Genomic DNA, 19,891 nt, shown 5'->3' on the forward strand with positions numbered 1-19,891 from the left:
GGCCGGGACACACCCGGCCCACACGCCTCGGGCTCGACTCGGCTAGGCGAGCGGGCCGGTCACCGGCTCCACCGCGGCCACCACACCGCCCGCGCGCACGAACGCGTCCGCCGCCGCCAGGTCGGGGGCGAGGAAGCGGTCCGGGCCGGGGCCCTGGACGCCGGCCGCGCGGACCGCGTCGATGACCGCCCGCGAGGCAGGGGCCGGGGTCAGGCCCTCGCGCAGTTCGATCGCGCGGGTGGCGGCGTACAGCTCGATGGCGACGATCCGGGTCAGGTTGTCGACGGAGGTGCGCAGCTTGCGCGCCGCCGACCAGCCCATGGAGACGTGGTCCTCCTGCATGGCGGAGGAGGGGATGGAGTCCGCGGAGGCCGGGACGGCGAGCCGCTTCATCTCGCTGACCAGAGCGGCCTGCGTGTACTGGGCGATCATCAGGCCCGAGTCGACGCCGGCGTCGTCCGCGAGGAACGGCGGCAGGCCGTGGCTGCGGTTCTTGTCGAGCAGCCGGTCGGTGCGGCGCTCGGCGATCGAGCCGAGGTCGGCGGCGGCGATGGCGAGGAAGTCGAGGACGTAGGCGACGGGGGCGCCGTGGAAGTTGCCGTTCGACTCGACGCGCCCGTCGGGCAGCACGACCGGGTTGTCTACGGCGGCGGCCAGCTCGCGCTCGGCGACCGTGCGGGCGTGCGCGAGGGTGTCCCGGCCGGCGCCGGCGACCTGCGGGGCGCAGCGCACGGAGTAGGCGTCCTGGACGCGCGGGGCGTCGTCCTGGTGGTGACCGGTGAGCTCCGAACCCTTCAGCACGGCCAGCATGTTGGCGGCGCTGGCGCTCTGGCCGGGGTGCGGGCGGATGGCGTGCAGCTCGGGGGCGAGGACCTTGTCCGTGCCGAGGAGCGCTTCGAGGGAGAGCGCGGCGGTGACGTCGGCCGACTTATAGAGCGCCTCCAGGTCGGCGAGGGCCATGACCAGCATGCCGAGCATGCCGTCGGTGCCGTTGAGGAGGGCGAGGCCCTCCTTCTCGCGCAGCTCGACGGGGGTGATGCCGGCCTCGGCGAGCAGCTCGCCGGCGGGCCGCACGACGCCGTCGGGGCCTTCGGCGTCGCCCTCGCCCATCAGGGTCAGGGCGCAGTGGGACAGCGGCGCCAGGTCGCCGGAGCAGCCGAGCGAGCCGTACTCGTGGACGACCGGGGTGATTCCCGCGTTCAAGATGTCCGCCATGGTCTGCGCGACCTCGGGCCGCACACCGGTGTGCCCGGAGCAGACGGTCTTGAGCCGCAGGAACATCAGCGCGCGGACGACCTCGCGCTCGACGCGCGGGCCCATGCCGGCGGCGTGCGAGCGGACGATGTTGCGCTGCAACTGGGCGCGCAGTTCCGGGCTGATGTGCCGGCTCGCCAGGGCGCCGAAACCGGTGGAGACGCCGTAGACGGGCTCCGGCTTCGCGGCCAGCGCCTCCACGATCCCGCGGGCCGCGGCGAGGGCCGCCACCGCCTCGTCCGAGAGCTCGATCCGGGCGCCTTCGCGCGCCACGGCGAGAACGTCGGACGCGGTCACTCCGGACGTCCCCACCACCACAGTGTGCATATCCATATTCAGGAGCGTACGCAGTGAATTCGATGATGTCACTAGTGGGCGGCGGGTTGACCCCTTACTCCGGCGTACGTCACAACGGCGGCTTCGTACGTCACGAAGGGCGCCGCGTCCGGCGCGGCGGGCGCCGTACATGTGCCGTATATGTCATGTGCGGGGCCTTTCGTGGCGTCCGCGGAACCTGCGGCGCTCGCCCGCCGTGGGCGAGGGCGCGTCCGCGAGGCGGACGACGGGATCGTCGGGGCCCTCGCGCCCGGCGACCACGGGTTTCGCGGCCCGGACGGCCTTCGCCCGGTACTGGGCCGCGTCCGCCAGCCGGAACAGCCGCCGCGCCGACCGTACGGGGCCGATCGCGTCCCCGGTCGAGGCGACACCGCACGCCACCCCCTCGCCGAGCTCCAACTCCGCCGCCCGGCAGCAGAGTTCACCGGCGATCCGCACCACGTCGTCCGCCGACGGGCCCTCCGCGAGCAGACAGAACTCGTCGCCGCCCAGCCGCGCGGCGAGGGTGCCCGGGAGCATGGCCCCGCACAGCGAGAGCACCGACCCGAACCGTTCGAGGAGCCGGTCGCCGACGGCGTGCCCCCGGGTGTCGTTGACGCGCTTGAGTCCGTTGAGGTCGCAGACGACCAGGCTGACCACGGCGCCGTCCTCCCTGTGCCGCTCCACGGCCTCTTCGAGCCGTACGTCCACCGCGCGGCGGTTGGCCAGCCCTGTCAGGGAGTCGGTGTAGGCGAGGCGCCGGGCCTCCTCCAGGCGCTCGGTCTGGGCGATCCCGGCCGCGACGACGGAGGCGAGGACGGTCGCGAAGTCGGCGTCCTGCGGACCGAAGACCGGCGCGCCCGCCGGACGGGCCACGTAGAGCTCGCCCCAGGCCCGCCCGTGCAGCACGATCGGCGCGACGACGCAGCAGCCGCGGCCACGCCTGCGCAGTGCCGCCACACGCTGGTGGCAGTACCCGAAGGCACCGATCACGGGGCCGTCGGCGGTCTCGACCCAGGCGTTCGGCTCGCCGCCGCCCGCCCAGCGCTCATGCAGGAACTCGGTGATCTCCGGGAACTGGTGCACCGGGTAGGCCTCCCCGTCGGGGAACTCGTCCTCGTCCGGGGCGCGCTCGCCCACGTTGGCCAGCACGCGCAGCCGGCCGAGTTCGCGCTCCCACACGGAGAGCGCGGCGAAGCTCCCCGTCAGCGCGTGACACGCGCCGAGCGCCGCGGCCCGCCACGACTCCCGCGGGGTGCGCGCCGCCGCCATCCCCTGCGCCAGCGTCACCACGGCCCTCAGCCGACTGTCCTCACCACCCATCACCCCAGGCTAGGTATATTTGCCCATAATTGGGACATCGGCGGGGCGAACAGGGGTACGGCTCGTGAGGCCCGGATCCCGGGACTACTCCCCCGGCCACTCCGGCTTGCGCTTCTCGTTGAACGCGGCGACTCCCTCCGCCCGGTCCCCGGAGAAGGCGACGGACCGCCAGGCCGCGTCCTCGACCTCCAGACCGGCGCGCAGATCGAGTCCGTGACCGAGGCGCAGGGCCCGCTTGGCGGCGCGCAGCCCGACCGGCGAGTTGGCGGCGATCCGGGTGGCCAGGGCGAGCGCCTCCACCCGGTCCTGCCCCGCCTCCACCAGCTCGTCCACCAGCCCCAACTCCCTTGCCTCGGCGGCCTCCAGACGCCGCGCCGAGAAGATGAGCTCGGCGGCGCGCGCGGCTCCGACCCGGCGCGGCAGTAGCTGCGTGCCGCCGCCTCCGGGAATCACGCCGACGGACACCTCGGGCAGCCCGACGACCGCCGAACGGTCGGCCACGATCAGGTCGCAGGACAGCGCCAGCTCGAACCCGCCGCCCAGCGCGAAGCCGTGAACGGCGGCGACGGTCGGCATCGGCAGTTCCAGGACCCCGGTGTACGCGGATCGCGCGAGGGGCCGCTGCCGTACCAGCTCGGCGTCCGTGAAGGAGTTGCGCTCCTTCAGATCGGCGCCGACGCAGAAGGCACGCTCGTGCGTGGAGGTCAGGACGACCACGCGTACGTCCCGGTCGGCGGCGAGGGCGTCGCAGGCTCCGGCGATCGACCGCGCCATGTCCGTGGACACGGCGTTCATGGCCTTGGGCCGGTCGAGGACGAGCTCGGCGACGTGCCCGTGCCGCCGCACGGCCACGAACTCGCCGAACCTCCGCTCGCCCGGCTCCGCCACCTGGTCCGCCTCTTGCTGCGCCATGACACCCTCCCGGTTAACGCGGGTTAACAATCGATGCCCCGATCATCGCAGCCGGGGCCGTCCGGCGAAACCCGCCCCCCTCGGGCCGTACCACCTCGTTCGAGTGACATGTCGTCGAACTTCGTTTCGCCGCTCTCGGAGGGTGCATAACGTGCGCACCGCCGCAGCGCATCAGGGACACCGGCTCACCGGGGAGGGACGACCATGACGAACCGCGAGACACCGCAGGCCACCAGCACCCGGCCGGGCCCGCGACCTACGCTCACACGACCGCCGGCCCAGCGGGTGGCCTCCGAGGCCGCCGGGGCAGGCACCTCGCCCGACCGGCGGCCCGACGCCACGCCGACGACGGCCACGGCCCCCACGGCCTCCGCGGCCGCCACGACCTCCGCGGCAACCGAGTCCGCCGCGTCCCCGGCCGCCCGGACCGCACCGGCGGTCACCAACCGGTGGATCCGCGTCAAGCCGCTCAGCAGGGCGATGCCCGCCCCCGCGCCGCTCGACACCGCCGGGTCCGGCACCCAGGACGCGCCCACCGTGCGGACGCCCGCCGTCAGGACGGGCGACGCCCGGGTACCCGCCCCGGTGAAGTCCGGGACCACGCCGGACAGGGCCGCGAAGATCTGGGCCTCCGCCGCCGGGACGACGCCGAGCCCTCAGGGGGCGGCAGCCGAGGCGAGGGCGCAGGCAGCCGGGACAGCTCCGGAAGCCGGGACCAGGACGCGAGAAGCCGGCACGCAGCCGCAGGAGACCGGAGCACGGGCGCGGGGCGCGGGAACGCTGACGCCGACACGGGAAGCCGGAGCGCGGGCACTGGAGGCGGCCGAAGCGGCGGCGCGGGAAGCCGGGGCGAAGGCGCGGGAAGGCAGTGGCGCGGCCCGGGAAACCGGGGGTGCGGCCCGGGAAGGCAGTGGCGCGGCCCGGGAAACCGGGAGTGCGGCCCCAGACGCCGAGACCGCGGCCCCGGAAGCCCGGGGCGCGGCCCGGGAGACCGGGGGTACGGCCCCGCAAGCCGCGATCGCGGCCCAGGAAGCCAGGAGTGTGGCTCGGGAGACCGGGAGTGTCGCCCCCGAAGCCAAGACCGTGGCGTGGGAACGCAGTGGCGCGGCCCAGGACACCGGGAGTGCGGCCCCAGACGCCGAGACCGCGGCCCCGGAAGCCCGGGGTACGGCCCAGGAAGCCCGGGGTGCGGCCCAGGAAGCCCGGGGTACGGCCCAGGAAGCCCGGGGTGCGGCCCGGGACACCGGGAGTGTCGCCCCGGATGCCGAGACCGCGGCTCGGGAAGCCAGGGGTGGGGGCCGGGAAGCCAGGGGTGTCGTCGATGGGCTGGGGGTGGATCGTGCTGGTCGGGGGCGAGGGATCGTTCCGGCTGCGCGGGCCGGCGGCGCGAGCGGGGCCGCGTACCCGCCCGGCGACGACGAGCCCGCGCCCGTCCGGCCACGGGTCGCCCGGGGCCGGCACCGCAAGCCCCGTCGCCGCCGCGTGCTCTTCGCCGCGGGAGGGCTCGCGCTCGCGGCGGGAGTGCTGAGCCTGACCCGGATGTCGCCGGACGCGGTGACCGGGAGCGCGGACGGAGGGCACGCGGAGGCCGAACCGGTCGCGACGGCCACGGACAACGACACGGCGGGCGACGCCGTCCCCACCGTCGCGGCGATGCCCTCACCCACGCGGGCCGGAGCCGCGCCGGCGAGCCCCGCGATGGGCGGGACGAGCCCGGCGCCCACCTCGGACACGAGCGGGATCCCGGCGTCGGTGCGGACACCGGCCGCCACGGTCCCGGCCGCTCACGGCGCGGCCCCCGCCGCCACGGAGGCGGGCGACAGCACGGGCATCCCCACGGCCCCCGCGACGACACCGCCGACCACGCGGTCGACACCGCCGGCCACCGCGCCCGCCGAGACACCGCGACACACCCCGTCCCCGAGCCCGAGCACCACGGCGCCGTCCCACCAGCAGCCGGGCGTGTGCGTACCGATCGTGGGGATCTGCGTGAACGGGCTGCTGTCGCCCGGCCAGGACGAACAGTGACCGGAACATGCCGAGCCATGACCGTGAGGTGCGAAGCGGTGCCCGTGAGGCGCCGAGCGGTGACCGTGAGGTGCTACGCGTCGTCGGCCCGGCGGGCCAGCAGCCACGGCTCGATGACGCCGAGACCTCGCACGGGCCGCTGCCACATCGGCTGGAGCGCGAAGCGGTACGAGGGGGGTTCCTCGCCCTCCTTCTCCGCGGCGGCCGCGGCCTCGGCGGCCTCCGCCTCGGACGCGGGCGCGTCACCGGTGCGGGTCAGCTCCTCCGCGAAGGCGCCGTCGACGAGGACGGCGTCGCGCGGCGCTATCGACGTGAGCCGGCTCGCCAGGTTCACGGTCGTACCGAACACGTCGCCCATCCGGGTGGTGACCGTGCCGAAGGCGATGCCGACGCGCAGCTCCGGCATCGTCTCGTCGTTGGCCATCGTCTCGATGAGCCGCAGCGCGATCTCGGCGGCGACACCGGCGTCGTCCGCGGAGTAGAGCACCTCGTCGCCGAGGGTCTTGATGAGCCGGCCCCCGTGCGCCGCCACCAGGTCCGCCGCGGTCGTCTCGAAGGCCTCGACGAGCTCGCCGAGCTCCTCCTCCTCCATGCGGCGCGTCAGCCGGGTGAAGCCGACGAGGTCGGCGAAGCCGACGGCGAGACGGCGGTCGACCATCTCCTCGTCGTCCGCCGCCTGCACGACCCGGCCGGTGGCCGCGGCGAGCTGGCGGCGCCAGACGTAGACGAGGAACTCCTCCAGCTCGGGCAGAAGCAGCTCGATCAGGGGGTACGTCACCTCGGTGCGGGTCATTCCCGGCTCCGGGGGCTCGGTCAGGCCCTCCAGGAAGGAATCGATCTGCCATTCGGCCAGACGGGCGGTGGTCTGCCCGGTGGAGCGGGCGACCTGGACGGCCATGGCCTCGCTCAGCAGGCCCGCCTCGACGAGACCGGCGAGGCGGCGCAACGCGAGAACGTCCGCCTCGGTCAGCGCCTTGGCCTGGCCGATGTCCGCGAAGCCCATCGCCCGCCAGAAGCGGGAGGCCAGCTCCATGGAGACGCCCGCGCTGCGGGCCGCCTGGAACGGGGTGTACCGCCGCTCGGCACCGAGGATCAGCCCCTCGAGGCGCAGCGCGAGCGGGTCGCCCTCGGAGTCCGGTTCGGCCTGGGGGTCCACCCGGCCGTTCGCCTCGTGGCGCGCGTCGGGCCGGACCTCCGGCCGCCCGCCGCCGTCGCGGCCGCGGTCGTCCCCGCGGGGGCGGCTCCCCGCCGGAACGAGGTCGCCACTGGAAAGACCGTCTCCCGCGTCCTGGCGGTCGTCCGGGCGGTGGTTCGGGCGGGTGCCGGACCCGGCGTCGGGACCGGCCTCGTGCCGGGCCTCGTCGGCCGCGGCGGCCCGTGCGGGTGTCGCGTCCGTGACCGGCCCGGCGGTACGGCCGGGCTCGCCGCCGGGGGCGGGGTGGGCACCCGTGCCGGAGCCGGTGTCGTCGACGGTCACTCCTGCTGCCCTTCCGATCTGCCGTGGTCAGGTTCGACCGCGCTCAACTCTACGGCAGGTGTGCGCTGGCTCACTCCCGATGGCGGGACCGAGGCCCGAGAGGCACCGAAGGTCTGGACCACACGCCGTCCCGGACCGTCACACGCCCCACCGGCCCGCGCCCTCGCCCCACCCGCCGCCCCGCGCCGCCGGAGTCCCCACATACCGCGCCTCGGGACTCCCGCCGCACCGCGCCGCCTGACCCCCGGCGCATCGCGCCTCGGACCCCCGGCGTCCGGTCGGCTCGTGGTGCGCGTCGGGGCGTCGGCTCACGCGGGGCGCAGGTGCACGACGTCTCCGGCGCCCACCGGCTCCCGTACGCCGTCGGCGGTCGCGATGACGAGCCGTCCGTCCCCGTCCAGGGCCATCGCCTCGCCGACGATCGTCCGGCCGCCGGGCAGTTCGGCCCGCACCGAGCGTCCGAGCGTCGCGCATCCGGCCGCGTACGTCTCCTGGAGGCCGGACGCGACGGGGTCGCCGCCCGCGTCCCGCCACCGCACGTACCACTGCTCCAGGGAGCGGAGCACGGCCCGCAGCACGGTGTCACGGTCCGTGGTCGTCGCGCCCGCCATCGCCAGCGATCCGGCGCCGGGCACGGGCAGTTCGTCCTCGCGCAGCGAGACGTTGACGCCGATCCCGACGACGACCGCGTCGCTTCCCGCGCGCTCGGCGAGGATGCCGCCCGCCTTGCGTTCCTCTCCGTCCACGGTGACCAGCAGGTCGTTCGGCCACTTGAGTGCGGTGTCGACTCCCGCGGAGCGCGAGAGCGCCGTGGCGACGGCCACGCCGGTGAGCAACGGCAGCCAGCCCCAGCGCTCGACGGGGACTCCGGCGGGCTTCAGCACGACGGAGAAGAAGAGGCCGGAGCGGGCCGGCGCGGTCCACCGGCGGTCCAGGCGTCCGCGCCCGGCGTTCTGCTCCTCGGCGACGAGGACGGCGCCCTCGTCGGCCCCCTTCTCGCCGGTGACGACCGCGGCCAGATCGGTGTTGGTCGATCCGGTCCGCTCCACCACCTCCACGTCGCTCCACAGGCCGCCGTCACGGACCAGCGCCCGGCGCAGGGCGGCCCCGTTCAGCGGCGGACGGTCCAGGTCGGACCACCGGTTGTCGTTCGCGTCTGCTGCATCTCGCGGCGTCATGCAACCCAGCCTAGGTGTGGTAAACGCCGCACTGCCGATCGGTAGGCACGCCACTACGCTACGGATGAGTAGCAAGCCCCCCTTCTGAGCACCGCTTCTGAGCGTCGCTTCTTTCTGAGCACCGCGTTTTCCGAGCAGTCACCCTCACGTCCCCTTAGATCAGGCAGGGAGCCGCAACCCGATGTCCGAGCCGGAAGAGCTGCACCACCCCGACATCCACACCACCGCGGGCAAGCTCGCGGATCTGCAGCGCCGCATCCAGGAAGCGACGCACGCCGGCTCGGAGCGCGCCGTCGAAAAGCAGCACGCCAAGGGCAAGTTGACGGCTCGTGAGCGCATCGAACTGCTGATGGACGACGGTTCCTTCGTCGAGTTCGACGAGTTCGCGCGGCACCGGTCGACCGACTTCGGACTGGAGAAGAACCGCCCGTACGGCGATGGTGTGGTCACCGGCTACGGCACCGTCGACGGCCGCCCGGTCGCCGTGTTCTCCCAGGACTTCACGGTTTTCGGCGGTGCTCTCGGCGAGGTCTTCGGCCAGAAGATCATGAAGGTGATGGACTTCGCGCTGAAGACCGGCTGCCCGGTCATCGGCATCAACGACTCGGGCGGCGCCCGGATCCAGGAGGGCGTCAGCGCTCTCGGCATGTACGGCGAGATCTTCCGCCGCAACGTGCACGCCTCGGGTGTCATCCCGCAGATCAGCCTGGTCGTCGGTCCGTGCGCGGGCGGCGCGGTGTACTCCCCCGCCATCACCGACTTCACGGTGATGGTCGATCAGACCTCGCACATGTTCATCACGGGCCCCGACGTCATCAAGACGGTGACGGGTGAGGACGTCGGCTTCGAGGAGCTGGGCGGCGCCCGTACGCACAACGCCGTGTCGGGCGTGGCCCATCACATGGCGGGTGACGAGAAGGACGCGATCGAGTACGTCAAGCAGCTTCTGTCGTACCTGCCGTCCAACAACCTCAGCGAGCCCCCGGTGTTCCCGGAGGAGGCGGACCTCGCCCTCACGGACGAGGACCGTGAGCTGGACACGATCGTGCCGGACAGCGCGAACCAGCCGTACGACATGCACGCGGTGATCGAACACGTCCTGGACGACGCCGAGTTCTTCGAGACGCAGGCGCTGTTCGCGCCGAACATCCTCACCGGCTTCGGCCGGGTCGAGGGCCACCCGGTCGGCATCGTCGCCAACCAGCCGATGCAGTTCGCCGGTTGTCTGGACATCGACGCGAGCGAGAAGGCCGCGCGGTTCGTGCGGACGTGCGACGCGTTCAACGTGCCCGTCCTGACGTTCGTGGACGTGCCCGGCTTCCTCCCGGGCGTCGACCAGGAGCACACGGGCATCATCCGCCGCGGCGCCAAGCTGATCTACGCGTACGCCGAGGCGACCGTCCCGCTGATCACGATCATCACCCGCAAGGCCTTCGGCGGCGCGTACGACGTCATGGGCTCCAAGCACCTGGGCGCCGACCTCAACCTGGCCTGGCCCACCTCCCAGATCGCGGTCATGGGCGCGCAGGGCGCGGTCAACATCCTGCACCGCCGCACCATCGCGGCCGCCGAGGACCAGGACGCCACCCGGGCCCGGCTCATCCAGGAGTACGAGGACACGCTGCTGAACCCGTACACGGCTGCCGAGCGCGGCTACATCGACGGCGTGATCATGCCGTCGCAGACCCGCTCCCACGTCGTACGCGGCCTGCGTCAGCTCCGTACGAAGCGGGCGTCACTGCCTCCGAAGAAGCACGGCAACATCCCGCTCTAGACCCCGCCGACCCGGACCCTGGGAGCAGACATGACGATCAAGGTCGTACGGGGCAATCCGACCCCCGAGGAGTTGGCCGCCGCACTGGCGGTGGTCCGCGCGCGCGCCGCGGCGGTGGCGTCCGCCCCGTCCGGCGCGTCCGGGCCGCGTGACTCCTGGTCCGACCCCGCCCGTATCGCCGCGCACCGGCTGCCGCAGCCGGGCCCGACGTCGTGGGGCCGCAGCTACTGGCCGGGCTAGCCACCGCGCCGGCACGCGACACCCCTCGATCCCCCCGCGGACCCCGTCCCGGGGGGATCTCGGTTTCACAGGATGTCCGCAAGTTGAGTACCCGTACTCAGGCGTCGGGCCGCCCGCTCGTCGCACGATCGGGAGCATGCTGTGGTCCGACCCCGAGAACGAACCCCCCGAGGATCTCCGCGACATGCAGGCCATGTTGCGACGCCTGGGCGTTCTCCTGGCGCTGGCCATGGTGATCGGGATGACCCTGGCGTGCATCCGCTGAACCCGCCCGGCAGCCGAGGCGGGGGCGGATCGACGCCGATACCCTGATCGCATGACCGATCAGTCGCGCCGCCGTCTCGTCCTCGCCTCCCAGTCCCCCGCCCGGCTCAATCTGCTGCGGCAGGCCGGTCTCGCCCCCGAGGTGATCGTGAGCGGGGTCGACGAGGACGCCGTCACCGCACCCACTCCCGCCGAACTGGCCCTCGCGCTGGCCGAGGCGAAGGCCTCCGTCGTGGCGGCGCGCCCCGAGGTCCAGGGCGCGCTGGTGATCGGCTGCGACTCGGTGCTCGACCTGGACGGCCAAGCGCTCGGCAAGCCGGCCGACGCCGAGGAGGCCACCGCACGCTGGAAGGCGATGCGCGGCCGGGCGGGCACGCTCCAGACGGGGCACTGCGTCTGGGACACCGCGCAGAAGCGGTGGGAGTCCGCGATCGCCTCGACCGTGGTCCGCTTCGGCGAACCGACCGACGAGGAGATCGCCGCGTACGTCGGCTCGGGCGAACCCCTGCACGTGGCGGGCGCGTTCACCCTGGACGGCCGCTCGGCGCCCTTCATCGAGGGCATCGACGGCGACCACGGCAACGTCATCGGCATCTCACTGCCGCTGGTCCGCAGACTGCTCCGCGAACTCGGCGTGGGCATCACAGAGTTGTGGACGCCCCGGGAGGGGTGAGGGCCACGGGACCGGGCGTCCGGTCAAGGCGCCCGGCCACCCGGCCACTCCGGGAACACCCGTACGCATCAGGGCGGTTGAGGTCCGGACGCGGGCACACCTGAGCACCCGGGCGGCCCGAGAGCCGGGACCGGGACCGGGCCCCCGGGCCACCCCCGGGCGCCGGCACGCCCGAAGGCGGCCGGAGAGCCAGGAGGGTGGTCGGGGCGCCGTCAGGAGGGCGGTCAGGGGCCGTCAGGAGGCCGCTGCCGCGACCGCGACCACGGGCACCTCCTCGACGGCCCTCGCGTCGTCACCCGTGACGTCGGCGGCCGCCGCCTCGGCACCCTTCGGCTCGGCACCCTTCCCCAGGTCGACGGTCCCCGCGGTGACAGCCTCACCCGGGCCGGCACCGCCCGCGACCGCGCTCCGGTCGGGGCCGGTGCTCCCGGCGTCGGCCGCGTCGCCCTCGCCGTCACCCGTCCCGCCGGTCTCCGGCGCGGCGTCGACGGGGCCGGTCTCGCGGCCGTCGTACGCCAGGAGGGTGAACACGATCAACGCGAACACCACCATCATGAAGGCGAACGCTCCCCAGCCCACCAGGCCCACCGTGAAGGCGCCGAGCAGGGCGTGCACCACGGCGGCGCTGATCAGCAGGACACGCCCGAAAACGCCCGGGGGGCGCTGCCGCAGCGCGACCAGCAGGGCCGACACGGCACAGGCCAGGAAGTAGAGGCCGAAGACCAGACCGCCGATCTTCGACGACCGCGCCATCACGTCGGAGTCGAGTCCGGCCATGGACATGTCCTGGCGGTCGACGACCACGCCGAGGAACCAGTTGAGGAGAGCGATACCTATCGCCTCCACGAAAAGCACGATCGCCGCCACCCACACCAGCGGTCTCCGCACCACCGGCCCCACCCACTTCCGCGCGCTGTTACCCCAAGTACGTCTTAGACATCCCGAACGCTACTAACGGGTAAACCCAGGGACAAGGGTTCCGTCGAGGGCAAAGAATCGTTGGGCCATTCGTAGGGACTCGACAAAGAATCGTTGTGGGCCGCAGCACGGAGTCACAGAGACCTTGGCCACACCTGAGGGCTAGGGTTCAGGGAAGGATTCCCGCGTGCCTTGGCACGACAAGGGATTTCGCGGGTAGGGCGAGCCTCGTATCACGCTCCGTGTGGGCAAGCTCACCACTGGGGACAGCTCGAAGAGTCGTGTTGGCTGTCCCTAAACTCGGCTTGTTTTCAAGGAGGGAGCCATCGTGCGCAAGGTGCTCATCGCCAACCGTGGCGAAATCGCTGTCCGCGTGGCCCGAGCATGTCGGGATGCCGGGATCGCGAGCGTTGCCGTGTATGCGGAACCGGACCGGGACGCTCTGCATGTCCGTGCGGCGGACGAGGCGTTCGCGCTGGGCGGTGACACTCCGGCCTCCAGTTACCTGGACTTCGCCAAGGTGCTGCAGGCCGCCAAGGACTCGGGCGCGGATGCCATCCATCCGGGTTACGGCTTCCTTTCGGAGAACGCGGACTTCGCCCAGGCCGTTCTCGACGCCGGGCTGATCTGGATCGGTCCGCCGCCGCAGGCGATCCGCGACCTGGGTGACAAGGTCGCCGCCCGGCACATCGCGCAGCGTGCGGGCGCGCCGCTGGTGGCCGGTACCCCGGACCCGGTCTCGGGTGCCGAGGAGGTCGTCGCGTTCGCCGAGCAGTACGGTCTGCCGATCGCGATCAAGGCCGCCTTCGGTGGCGGCGGGCGCGGTCTGAAGGTCGCCCGGAACCTGGAAGAGGTACCGGAGCTGTACGAGTCGGCGGTGCGCGAGGCGGTCGCGGCCTTCGGGCGCGGCGAGTGCTTCGTGGAGCGCTACCTCGACAAGCCCCGGCACGTGGAGACCCAGTGCCTGGCCGACAGCCACGGCAACGTGGTCGTCGTCTCCACGCGTGACTGCTCGCTCCAGCGCCGCCACCAGAAGCTGGTCGAGGAGGCCCCCGCCCCGTTCCTGTCCGAGGCACAGGTGGCGGAGCTGTACGCGTCCTCCAAGGCGATCCTGAAGGAGGCCGGCTACGTCGGCGCGGGAACCGTGGAGTTCCTGGTCGGCGTGGACGGCACGATCTCCTTCCTGGAGGTCAACACCCGTCTGCAGGTCGAGCACCCGGTCACCGAGGAGGTCGCCGGCATCGACCTGGTCCGCGAGATGTTCCGTATCGCGGACGGCGAGGCGCTCGGCTACGGCGATCCCGAACTGCGCGGCCACTCCATCGAGTTCCGCATCAACGGCGAGGACCCGGGCCGCAACTTCCTGCCGGCCCCCGGTACGGTCACGGCCTTCGCGGCGCCGACCGGCCCCGGCGTCCGGCTGGACGCGGGCGTCGAGTCCGGCAGTGTCATCGGCCCGGCCTGGGACTCCCTGCTCGCCAAGCTGATCGTCACCGGCGCCACCCGCAAGCAGGCCCTGCAGCGGGCCGCCCGTGCGCTGGCCGAGTTCACCGTCGAGGGCATGGCGACGGCGATCCCCTTCCACCGCGCGGTGGTCGAGGACCCGGCGTTCGCCCCCGAGCTCACCGGCTCGGAGGACCCGTTCACGGTCCACACCCGCTGGATCGAGACCGAGTTCGTCAACGAGATCAAGCCGTTCGCCGCTCCGGCCGACGCCGAGACCGACGACGAGCCCGGCCGCGAGACGGTGGTCGTCGAGGTCGGCGGCAAGCGCCTGGAGGTCTCGCTGCCGGTCTCGCTGGGCATGTCGCTGGCCCGCACCGGTCTGGCCGCCGGCGCCAAGCCCAAGCGCCGCGCCGCGAAGAAGTCCGGCCCGGTCGCCTCGGGCGACACCCTCGCCTCCCCGATGCAGGGCACCATCGTCAAGGTGGCCGTCGAGGAGGGCCAGGAGGTCAAGGAGGGCGATCTGATCGTCGTCCTCGAGGCCATGAAGATGGAACAGCCCCTGAACGCGCACCGCTCCGGCACCGTCAAGGGCCTGAGCGCGGAGGTCGGCGCCTCCGTGACGTCCGGCGCCCCCATCTGCGAGATCAAGGACTGAGCACGCGGACGGGTGACACACCCGTCCCGTGGCGTCCGAAGCGCCCGGCGAACCGCGTCTGCGGCCCGCCGGGCGCTTCCGCGTACGGAACGGTCCGCCGGGCGCTCCCGCGTACGGAGTGAATCCCGGGCGCCACGGCGCCCGGGACCCCGTCCGCGCAACCGTCCATGATGCTTCGAGCCGTCCGGCGCCGAACCGGCGGACGTCCGTCCGGGAGCCGCCGGTGGCATCCTGGAGCGCAGCCGGGCGGTGGGAGAGGGCAGGTGGAGGCCATGGTGGGCGCGACCGCGAAGGAGCGGGCCGGAACGTCCGGGCCCGCCCAGGGTCCAGGAGCGCCGCGGGTGATGCGGGCGGACGCCCGGCGCAACCACGGACGGCTGCTCGCGGAGGCGCGCGCCGCGTTCGCCGCGCACGGCACGGACGCGTCCCTGGAGGACGTGGCCCGGCGCGCGGGCGTCGGAATCGGCACGCTGTACCGGCACTTCCCGAATCGGCACGCTTTGATGAGCGCGGTCTTCGAGGACGCGGTGAGCGATCTGCTGGCCCGCTCGCGCGAGTTGCTCGGCGCCCCGCAACCGTGCACCGCGCTGGTGGAGTGGCTGCGCGAGATCATCTCGCACGCGGGTGCGTACCGGGGACTCGCGCGCGCCCTCATGTCGGCCTCGCGGGACGACGGTTCACACCTCGCCCGGTGCAGTGGCCCGATGCGTGAGGCGGGCGGCGCCCTGCTGCTGCGCGCCCAGGAGTCGGGGGCCGTGCGCCCCGACGTCTCCATCGGGGATCTCCTCCAGTTGACCAACGCGATCGCGCTGGCGGCGGAGGAGACCCCGGACGACCCCGCGCTGGCCGACCGTCTGCTGAACCTGACCCTGCGCGGCCTGAAACCGTGAGCGGGCCCGGCCTCTGCGGCCTCAAGCCGTGAGGCGCCCCGGCCTCCGGAGCCTGAGAGCGTGAACCGCCCTGCCCCCGGTGGCCTGACACCGTGAACCGACCCGGTTCGCGGTCCGGACCCGTGAACCGACCTGGTGTACGGCCTGGACCCATGAACCGACCTGGTGCACGGTCGGGACACGTGAGCCGGTCCGGTCGGTCGGCCGAGGGCTCGGCCCTCCGCTTCACCGTCCCGGCGACACCGCTCAGCGGCGTCGCAGATCGGCCACTCGTGCCCGTTCGGCCGGGGGCTGGTCCCCCATCGCCGTCGCGCTCCGTAGTTGCGGTCCCGAGCCCGGGACCACCTGGCCGCGGCGCGGGCCCGGGAGCGGTACGTCCCGACGCGGCTGGCGCCCCGCCGGGAGCGGATCCCCTCCCGCACCGCCCGACGCCGATGACCCGGCCACCGTGATCTGCACGCCCTGATCGGCCAGGGCCTGCAGTTCGGTGGCGGCCCGGTCGTCATGGGCGGGCGGCTCGTCCGTGACCAGCCGGGTGATGAGGTCGGTCGGCACGGTCTGGAACATGGTGTCCGTCCCGAGCTTGGTGTGGTCGGCGAGGACCACGACCTCCGCGGCGGCCTGGACGAGGGCACGGTCCACCGACGCCGAGAGCATGTTGGACGTGGAGAGTCCGCGCTCGGCGGTCAGACCGCTCCCGGAGAGGAACGCCCGGGACACGCGCAGCCCCTGAAGGGACTGCTCCGCACCCGAGCCGACCAGGGCATAGTTGGAACCGCGCAGGGTGCCGCCGGTCATCACGACCTCCACACGGTTGGCGTGGGCCAACGCCTGCGCCACCAGCAGGGAGTTGGTGACGACGGTCAGGCCTGGCACCCGCGCGAGCCGGCGGGCCAGCTCCTGCGTGGTGGTCCCCGCCCCCACCACGATGGCCTCGCCCTCTTCGACGAGACTCGCGGCGAGATCGGCGATGGCCGTCTTCTCGGCGGTCGCGAGATGCGATTTCTGCGGAAAGCCGGACTCCCGCGTGAACCCGCCCGGCAATACCGCACCGCCGTGCCGGCGGTCGAGGAGTCCTTCTGCCTCCAGCGCGCGCACGTCCCGCCGTACGGTCACTTCGGAGGTCTGGACGACGCGGGCGAGCTCACGGAGCGACACGGCCCCGTTCGCTCGCACCATTTCGAGGATCAATTGGCGACGTTCTGCAGCGAACACGAAACTGACAGTAACCCCAACGACCGTCTGCTTTCAGCAGTTTGCGCCGAATAACAGAAGTTGTTCGCATGGCAGGGTGCTCAGTGGTATACGTGCCCACTCTCGCCGCCCCCGCGCTGCGCAGCGTCACCAACTCCCCGTGACCAGCGGGGAGTCGGCGCGGGGCGTCAGCCCTCGCCCGCGGTCTTCCGGGTGTGGAGCTGTCGCGCCACCTCGGCGATCGAGCCGGACAGTGACGGGTACACGGTGAACGCGTTCGCGATCTGTTCGACCGTCAGATTGTTGTCGACCGCGATCGAGATCGGGTGGATCAGCTCCGAGGCGCGCGGGGAGACGACCACGCCGCCGACCACGATGCCGGTGCCGGGGCGGCAGAGGATCTTGACGAAGCCGTCGCGGATGCCCTGCATCTTGGCGCGCGGATTGCGCAGCAGCGGCAGCTTCACGACCCGGGCGTCGATCTTGCCCGCGTCGACGTCCGCCTGGGTGTAGCCGACGGTGGCGATCTCGGGGTCGGTGAAGACGTTCGAGGAGACCGTCTTCAGGTTCAGCGGGGCCACCGCGTCGCCGAGGAAGTGGTACATGGCGATGCGGCCCTGCATGGCGGCGACGGACGCGAGGGCGAAGACGCCGGTCACGTCACCGGCCGCGTACACGCCCGGAGCGGTGGTGCGGGAGACCCTGTCCGTCCAGATGTGCCCGGAGTCGCGGACCCTGACGCCGGCCTCCTCCAGGCCCATCCCGCTGCTGTTCGGGATGGCGCCGACGGCCATCAGGCAGTGCGTGCCGCTGATGACCCGGCCGTCGGAGAGCGTGACCTCGACCCGGTCGCCGACCCGCTTGGCGGACTCGGCGCGGGAGCGGGCCATGACGTTCATGCCGCGGCGGCGGAAGACGTCCTCCAGGACGGCGGCGGCGTCGGGGTCCTCGCCCGGCAGCACGCGGTCGCGGCTGGAGACGAGGGTGACGCGGGAGCCGAGTGCCTGGTAGGCGCCGGCGAACTCGGCACCGGTGACACCGGAGCCGACCACGATGAGCTCCTCGGGCAGCTCGTCGAGGTCGTAGACCTGGGTCCAGTTCAGGATGCGCTCGCCGTCGGGCTGCGCGTCGGGCAGCTCGCGCGGGTGCCCGCCGGTGGCGAGGAGCACGGCGTCGGCGGTAAGGGTCTCCTCGGTGCCGTCCGCGGCGCTCACGACGACCTTGCGGGAGCCGTCCAGGGCCTGCATGCCCTCCAGACGTCCGCGGCCCCGCAGGACCCGGGCGCCGGCACGGGTCACCGAGGCGGTGATGTCGTGCGACTGGGCGAGCGCGAGACGCTTCACACGGCGGTTGACCTTGCCGAGGTCGACGCCGACCACCTTGGCCGCCTGCTCCAGCGGAGGGGTGTCGTCGGCGACGATGATCCCCAGCTCCTCGTACGAGGAGTCGAAGGTCGTCATCACCTCGGCCGTCGCGATCAGAGTCTTCGACGGCACGCAGTCGGTGAGCACCGACGCCCCGCCCAGACCGTCGCAGTCGACGACGGTCACCTCCGCGCCGAGCTGCGCGGCCACAAGCGCCGCTTCATATCCGCCGGGTCCGCCACCGATGATCACGATCCGAGTCACGTACTCCATTGTCCCGCACGCTTCAAGGTGCTTCCGCCCAGGGGCCCCGAGTCCGGCGTATCCGAGCCACTTTGTTACGTGAGAGGCGTACGTGCCACTGACGTACCCTCGACCACATGTCGCTCTACGCCGCGTACGCCGGCAATCTCGATCCGCGGCTCATGACGCGCCGCGCCCCGCATTCGCCGCTGCGCGCGACGGGCTGGCTGAACGGCTGGCGGCTGACCTTCGGCGGCGAGCACATGGGCTGGGAGGGGGCGCTCGCGACGATCGTCGAGGCGCCGCGGTCCCAGGTCTTCGTGGCGCTGTACGACATCGCCCCGCCGGACGAGGATTCGATGGACCGCTGGGAGGGCGTCGGCCTCGACATCTACCGCCGGATGCGTGTACGTGTGCACACACTGGAGGGTGAGGAAGGCGCGTGGGTCTACGTACTGAACGGGTACGAGGGGGGACTGCCCTCGGCGCGTTATCTGGGCGAGATCGCGGACGCCGCCGAGTCCGCCGGGGCTCCGCACGACTACGTCATGGAACTCCGCAAGCGTCCCTGCTGAAGCCTGTTACCCCCGGCGCGCCCCGCCGCTCCGCGGCGGAATCCGTGCCGCTCCGCGGCGGTTTCGCCCGTTCGCCCGCCCGTGTCGCTCCGTCACGAGGGTGCCCTCGCCACCCCGCCGCTCCGCGGCGCATTTCCCACCCGCCCGCCCGTCTCGGCCGGTCATGACGGCGCCCTCTCGGCGCCCACACGGCGTCCTCACCCTCGCTCGTTCGTCGGAAACGACAAGACAACGATCGCAAGACCGTGAGCACTGTCATCTACGCGCGTAGGCCCGGACCGGCTACGCTCTTGCGCGTGAACGCATCTCTTCTTCCGGACGACATCCAGGGCGACCCCCACGCCGCCGCCGACGCCGCCGCCACGCGCCTGCGCGAGCTCACGGGCGCCGAGACCCACGACGTCGCCCTCGTGATGGGCTCCGGCTGGGCTCCCGCCGTGGACGCCCTCGGCACCCCCGAGGCCGAGTTCCCCGTCACCGAGCTGCCCGGCTTCCCGCCGCCGGCGGTCGAGGGCCACGGCGGCACCGTCCGCTCGTACCGGATCGGCGACAAGCGCGCCCTGGTCTTCCTCGGCCGCACCCACTTCTACGAGGGCCGCGGGGTCGCCGCCGTCGCGCACGGCGTCCGTACCGCCGTCGCCGCCGGCTGCAAGACCATCGTGCTCACCAACGGCTGCGGCGGTCTGCGCGAGGGTATGCGCCCCGGCCAGCCCGTGCTGATCAGCGACCACATCAACCTGACGGCCACCTCGCCGATCGTCGGCGCGAACTTCGTCGACCTCACCGACCTGTACTCGCCGCGGCTGCGCGCGCTGTGCAAGGAGGTGGACCCCTCCCTGGAGGAGGGCGTCTACGCGCAGTTCCCCGGCCCGCACTACGAGACTCCCGCCGAGATCCGGATGGCCCGCGTCATCGGCGCCGACCTGGTGGGCATGTCGACGACCCTCGAGGCCATCGCCGCGCGTGAGGCGGGCGCCGAGGTGCTCGGCATCTCCCTCGTCACCAACCTCGCCGCCGGTATGACGGGCGAGCCCCTGAACCACGAGGAAGTCCTCCAGGCCGGCCGCGACTCGGCCGCGCGCATGGGGGAACTTCTGACCCAGGTGCTGGATCGTCTGTAGGCGACAGGGTCGCGCGTCCCCGGCGCCGGGGACGGAACGACCCGGGC

At 72.9% G+C, this 19,891-nt stretch carries 18 protein-coding genes; 9 read left to right on the forward strand and 9 right to left on the reverse strand.

The annotated features are described in order from the left end of the window. Positions 1-42: 42 nt before the first annotated feature. The 4 genes from hutH to ACFXGX_RS37775 form a co-directional block, all read right to left on the reverse strand. The gene (hutH, locus tag ACFXGX_RS37760; protein WP_384801224.1) at positions 43-1,581 is read right to left on the reverse strand and encodes a histidine ammonia-lyase; all 1,539 of its coding nucleotides are present in this window, start codon (positions 1,579-1,581) and stop codon (positions 43-45) included. Positions 1,582-1,734: 153 nt separating this feature from the next. After that, entirely contained in the window at positions 1,735-2,892 is a 1,158-nt protein-coding gene (locus ACFXGX_RS37765; RefSeq protein WP_384801164.1) for a diguanylate cyclase domain-containing protein, read from the reverse strand. Positions 2,893-2,976: 84 nt separating this feature from the next. Continuing rightward, positions 2,977-3,804, reverse strand: a complete 828-nt coding sequence (locus tag ACFXGX_RS37770) for an enoyl-CoA hydratase/isomerase family protein (protein WP_384801167.1) — start codon at positions 3,802-3,804, stop codon at positions 2,977-2,979. A 185-nt stretch (positions 3,805-3,989) separates the two neighbouring features. After that, the gene (locus tag ACFXGX_RS37775; protein ID WP_384801170.1) at positions 3,990-4,406 is read right to left on the reverse strand and encodes a hypothetical protein; all 417 of its coding nucleotides are present in this window, start codon (positions 4,404-4,406) and stop codon (positions 3,990-3,992) included. Positions 4,407-5,286: 880 nt separating this feature from the next. Here ACFXGX_RS37775 and ACFXGX_RS37780 point away from each other — a divergent pair. Further along, positions 5,287-5,832 (forward strand): hypothetical protein, encoded by a 546-nt coding sequence (locus ACFXGX_RS37780; protein WP_384801172.1) that lies wholly within the window; start codon positions 5,287-5,289, stop codon positions 5,830-5,832. A 73-nt stretch (positions 5,833-5,905) separates the two neighbouring features. On the opposite strand, the gene ACFXGX_RS37785 is transcribed toward ACFXGX_RS37780, so the two are convergent. Then, positions 5,906-7,309, reverse strand: a complete 1,404-nt coding sequence (locus ACFXGX_RS37785; protein ID WP_384801175.1) for an adenylate/guanylate cyclase domain-containing protein — start codon at positions 7,307-7,309, stop codon at positions 5,906-5,908. A 308-nt stretch (positions 7,310-7,617) separates the two neighbouring features. Continuing rightward, positions 7,618-8,487 (reverse strand): biotin--[acetyl-CoA-carboxylase] ligase, encoded by an 870-nt coding sequence (locus ACFXGX_RS37790; protein WP_384801177.1) that lies wholly within the window; start codon positions 8,485-8,487, stop codon positions 7,618-7,620. 181 nt (positions 8,488-8,668) lie between these two features. Between ACFXGX_RS37790 and ACFXGX_RS37795 the strand changes: the two genes are divergently transcribed. The 4 genes from ACFXGX_RS37795 to ACFXGX_RS37810 all read left to right on the forward strand — a co-directional run bounded on the left by ACFXGX_RS37795 (position 8,669) and on the right by ACFXGX_RS37810 (position 11,438). Next, a complete protein-coding gene (locus tag ACFXGX_RS37795; protein ID WP_355773464.1) occupies positions 8,669-10,261 on the forward strand; it encodes an acyl-CoA carboxylase subunit beta in 1,593 nt (530 codons plus the stop codon). Between the two features lie 30 nt (positions 10,262-10,291). Next, positions 10,292-10,501: an acyl-CoA carboxylase epsilon subunit gene (locus ACFXGX_RS37800; protein ID WP_103554379.1), complete on the forward strand. Its 210-nt coding sequence runs from the start codon at positions 10,292-10,294 to the stop codon at positions 10,499-10,501. 136 nt (positions 10,502-10,637) lie between these two features. Then, positions 10,638-10,766 carry a morphogenic membrane protein MmpB gene (mmpB, locus tag ACFXGX_RS37805; RefSeq protein WP_384801181.1) on the forward strand — a complete coding sequence of 43 codons (129 nt, stop codon included), beginning with the start codon at positions 10,638-10,640 and terminating at the stop codon, positions 10,764-10,766. A 51-nt stretch (positions 10,767-10,817) separates the two neighbouring features. Then, positions 10,818-11,438 carry a Maf family protein gene (locus tag ACFXGX_RS37810; protein WP_384801184.1) on the forward strand — a complete coding sequence of 207 codons (621 nt, stop codon included), beginning with the start codon at positions 10,818-10,820 and terminating at the stop codon, positions 11,436-11,438. A 234-nt stretch (positions 11,439-11,672) separates the two neighbouring features. On the opposite strand, the gene ACFXGX_RS37815 is transcribed toward ACFXGX_RS37810, so the two are convergent. Next, complete coding sequence (locus ACFXGX_RS37815) at positions 11,673-12,284, reverse strand: hypothetical protein (protein ID WP_384801187.1); 612 nt, start codon at positions 12,282-12,284, stop codon at positions 11,673-11,675. A gap of 400 nt (positions 12,285-12,684) precedes the next feature. On the opposite strand from ACFXGX_RS37815, the gene ACFXGX_RS37820 reads away from it, so the two are divergent. Together ACFXGX_RS37820 and ACFXGX_RS37825 are read left to right on the forward strand one after the other, a co-directional pair. Next, positions 12,685-14,457 carry an acetyl/propionyl/methylcrotonyl-CoA carboxylase subunit alpha gene (locus ACFXGX_RS37820; protein WP_384801189.1) on the forward strand — a complete coding sequence of 591 codons (1,773 nt, stop codon included), beginning with the start codon at positions 12,685-12,687 and terminating at the stop codon, positions 14,455-14,457. Between the two features lie 272 nt (positions 14,458-14,729). After that, positions 14,730-15,347, forward strand: coding sequence for a TetR/AcrR family transcriptional regulator (locus tag ACFXGX_RS37825; protein ID WP_384801192.1), 618 nt, complete (start codon positions 14,730-14,732; stop codon positions 15,345-15,347). A gap of 246 nt (positions 15,348-15,593) precedes the next feature. On the opposite strand, the gene ACFXGX_RS37830 is transcribed toward ACFXGX_RS37825, so the two are convergent. Both ACFXGX_RS37830 and ACFXGX_RS37835 read right to left on the reverse strand, forming a co-directional pair. Next, entirely contained in the window at positions 15,594-16,562 is a 969-nt protein-coding gene (locus tag ACFXGX_RS37830; RefSeq protein ID WP_384801195.1) for a DeoR/GlpR family DNA-binding transcription regulator, read from the reverse strand. Between the two features lie 167 nt (positions 16,563-16,729). Continuing rightward, the gene (locus ACFXGX_RS37835) at positions 16,730-18,178 is read right to left on the reverse strand and encodes an NAD(P)H-quinone dehydrogenase (protein ID WP_384801197.1); all 1,449 of its coding nucleotides are present in this window, start codon (positions 18,176-18,178) and stop codon (positions 16,730-16,732) included. 107 nt (positions 18,179-18,285) lie between these two features. On the opposite strand from ACFXGX_RS37835, the gene ACFXGX_RS37840 reads away from it, so the two are divergent. Together ACFXGX_RS37840 and ACFXGX_RS37845 are read left to right on the forward strand one after the other, a co-directional pair. Continuing rightward, a complete protein-coding gene (locus ACFXGX_RS37840) occupies positions 18,286-18,723 on the forward strand; it encodes a gamma-glutamylcyclotransferase (protein WP_384801200.1) in 438 nt (145 codons plus the stop codon). A 296-nt stretch (positions 18,724-19,019) separates the two neighbouring features. After that, positions 19,020-19,844, forward strand: coding sequence for a purine-nucleoside phosphorylase (locus ACFXGX_RS37845; RefSeq protein WP_355770573.1), 825 nt, complete (start codon positions 19,020-19,022; stop codon positions 19,842-19,844). Positions 19,845-19,891: the final 47 nt, after the last annotated feature.

Origin of the sequence: Streptomyces sp. NPDC059371 (genome assembly GCF_042751995.1) — a bacterium.
In the GTDB taxonomy this organism is placed as follows: domain Bacteria; phylum Actinomycetota; class Actinomycetes; order Streptomycetales; family Streptomycetaceae; genus Streptomyces.

Coding starts and splice junctions, on each gene's coding strand:
- ACFXGX_RS37835 (WP_384801197.1), bottom strand. CDS start 18,178: ATGGAGTACGTGACTCGGATCGTGATCATCGGTGGCGGACCCGGCGGA.
- ACFXGX_RS37810 (WP_384801184.1), top strand. CDS start 10,818: ATGACCGATCAGTCGCGCCGCCGTCTCGTCCTCGCCTCCCAGTCCCCC.
- ACFXGX_RS37795 (WP_355773464.1), top strand. CDS start 8,669: ATGTCCGAGCCGGAAGAGCTGCACCACCCCGACATCCACACCACCGCG.
- hutH (WP_384801224.1), bottom strand. CDS start 1,581: ATGCACACTGTGGTGGTGGGGACGTCCGGAGTGACCGCGTCCGACGTT.
- ACFXGX_RS37770 (WP_384801167.1), bottom strand. CDS start 3,804: ATGGCGCAGCAAGAGGCGGACCAGGTGGCGGAGCCGGGCGAGCGGAGG.
- ACFXGX_RS37840 (WP_384801200.1), top strand. CDS start 18,286: ATGTCGCTCTACGCCGCGTACGCCGGCAATCTCGATCCGCGGCTCATG.
- ACFXGX_RS37790 (WP_384801177.1), bottom strand. CDS start 8,487: ATGACGCCGCGAGATGCAGCAGACGCGAACGACAACCGGTGGTCCGAC.
- ACFXGX_RS37800 (WP_103554379.1), top strand. CDS start 10,292: ATGACGATCAAGGTCGTACGGGGCAATCCGACCCCCGAGGAGTTGGCC.
- mmpB (WP_384801181.1), top strand. CDS start 10,638: ATGCTGTGGTCCGACCCCGAGAACGAACCCCCCGAGGATCTCCGCGAC.
- ACFXGX_RS37765 (WP_384801164.1), bottom strand. CDS start 2,892: ATGGGTGGTGAGGACAGTCGGCTGAGGGCCGTGGTGACGCTGGCGCAG.
- ACFXGX_RS37825 (WP_384801192.1), top strand. CDS start 14,730: ATGGTGGGCGCGACCGCGAAGGAGCGGGCCGGAACGTCCGGGCCCGCC.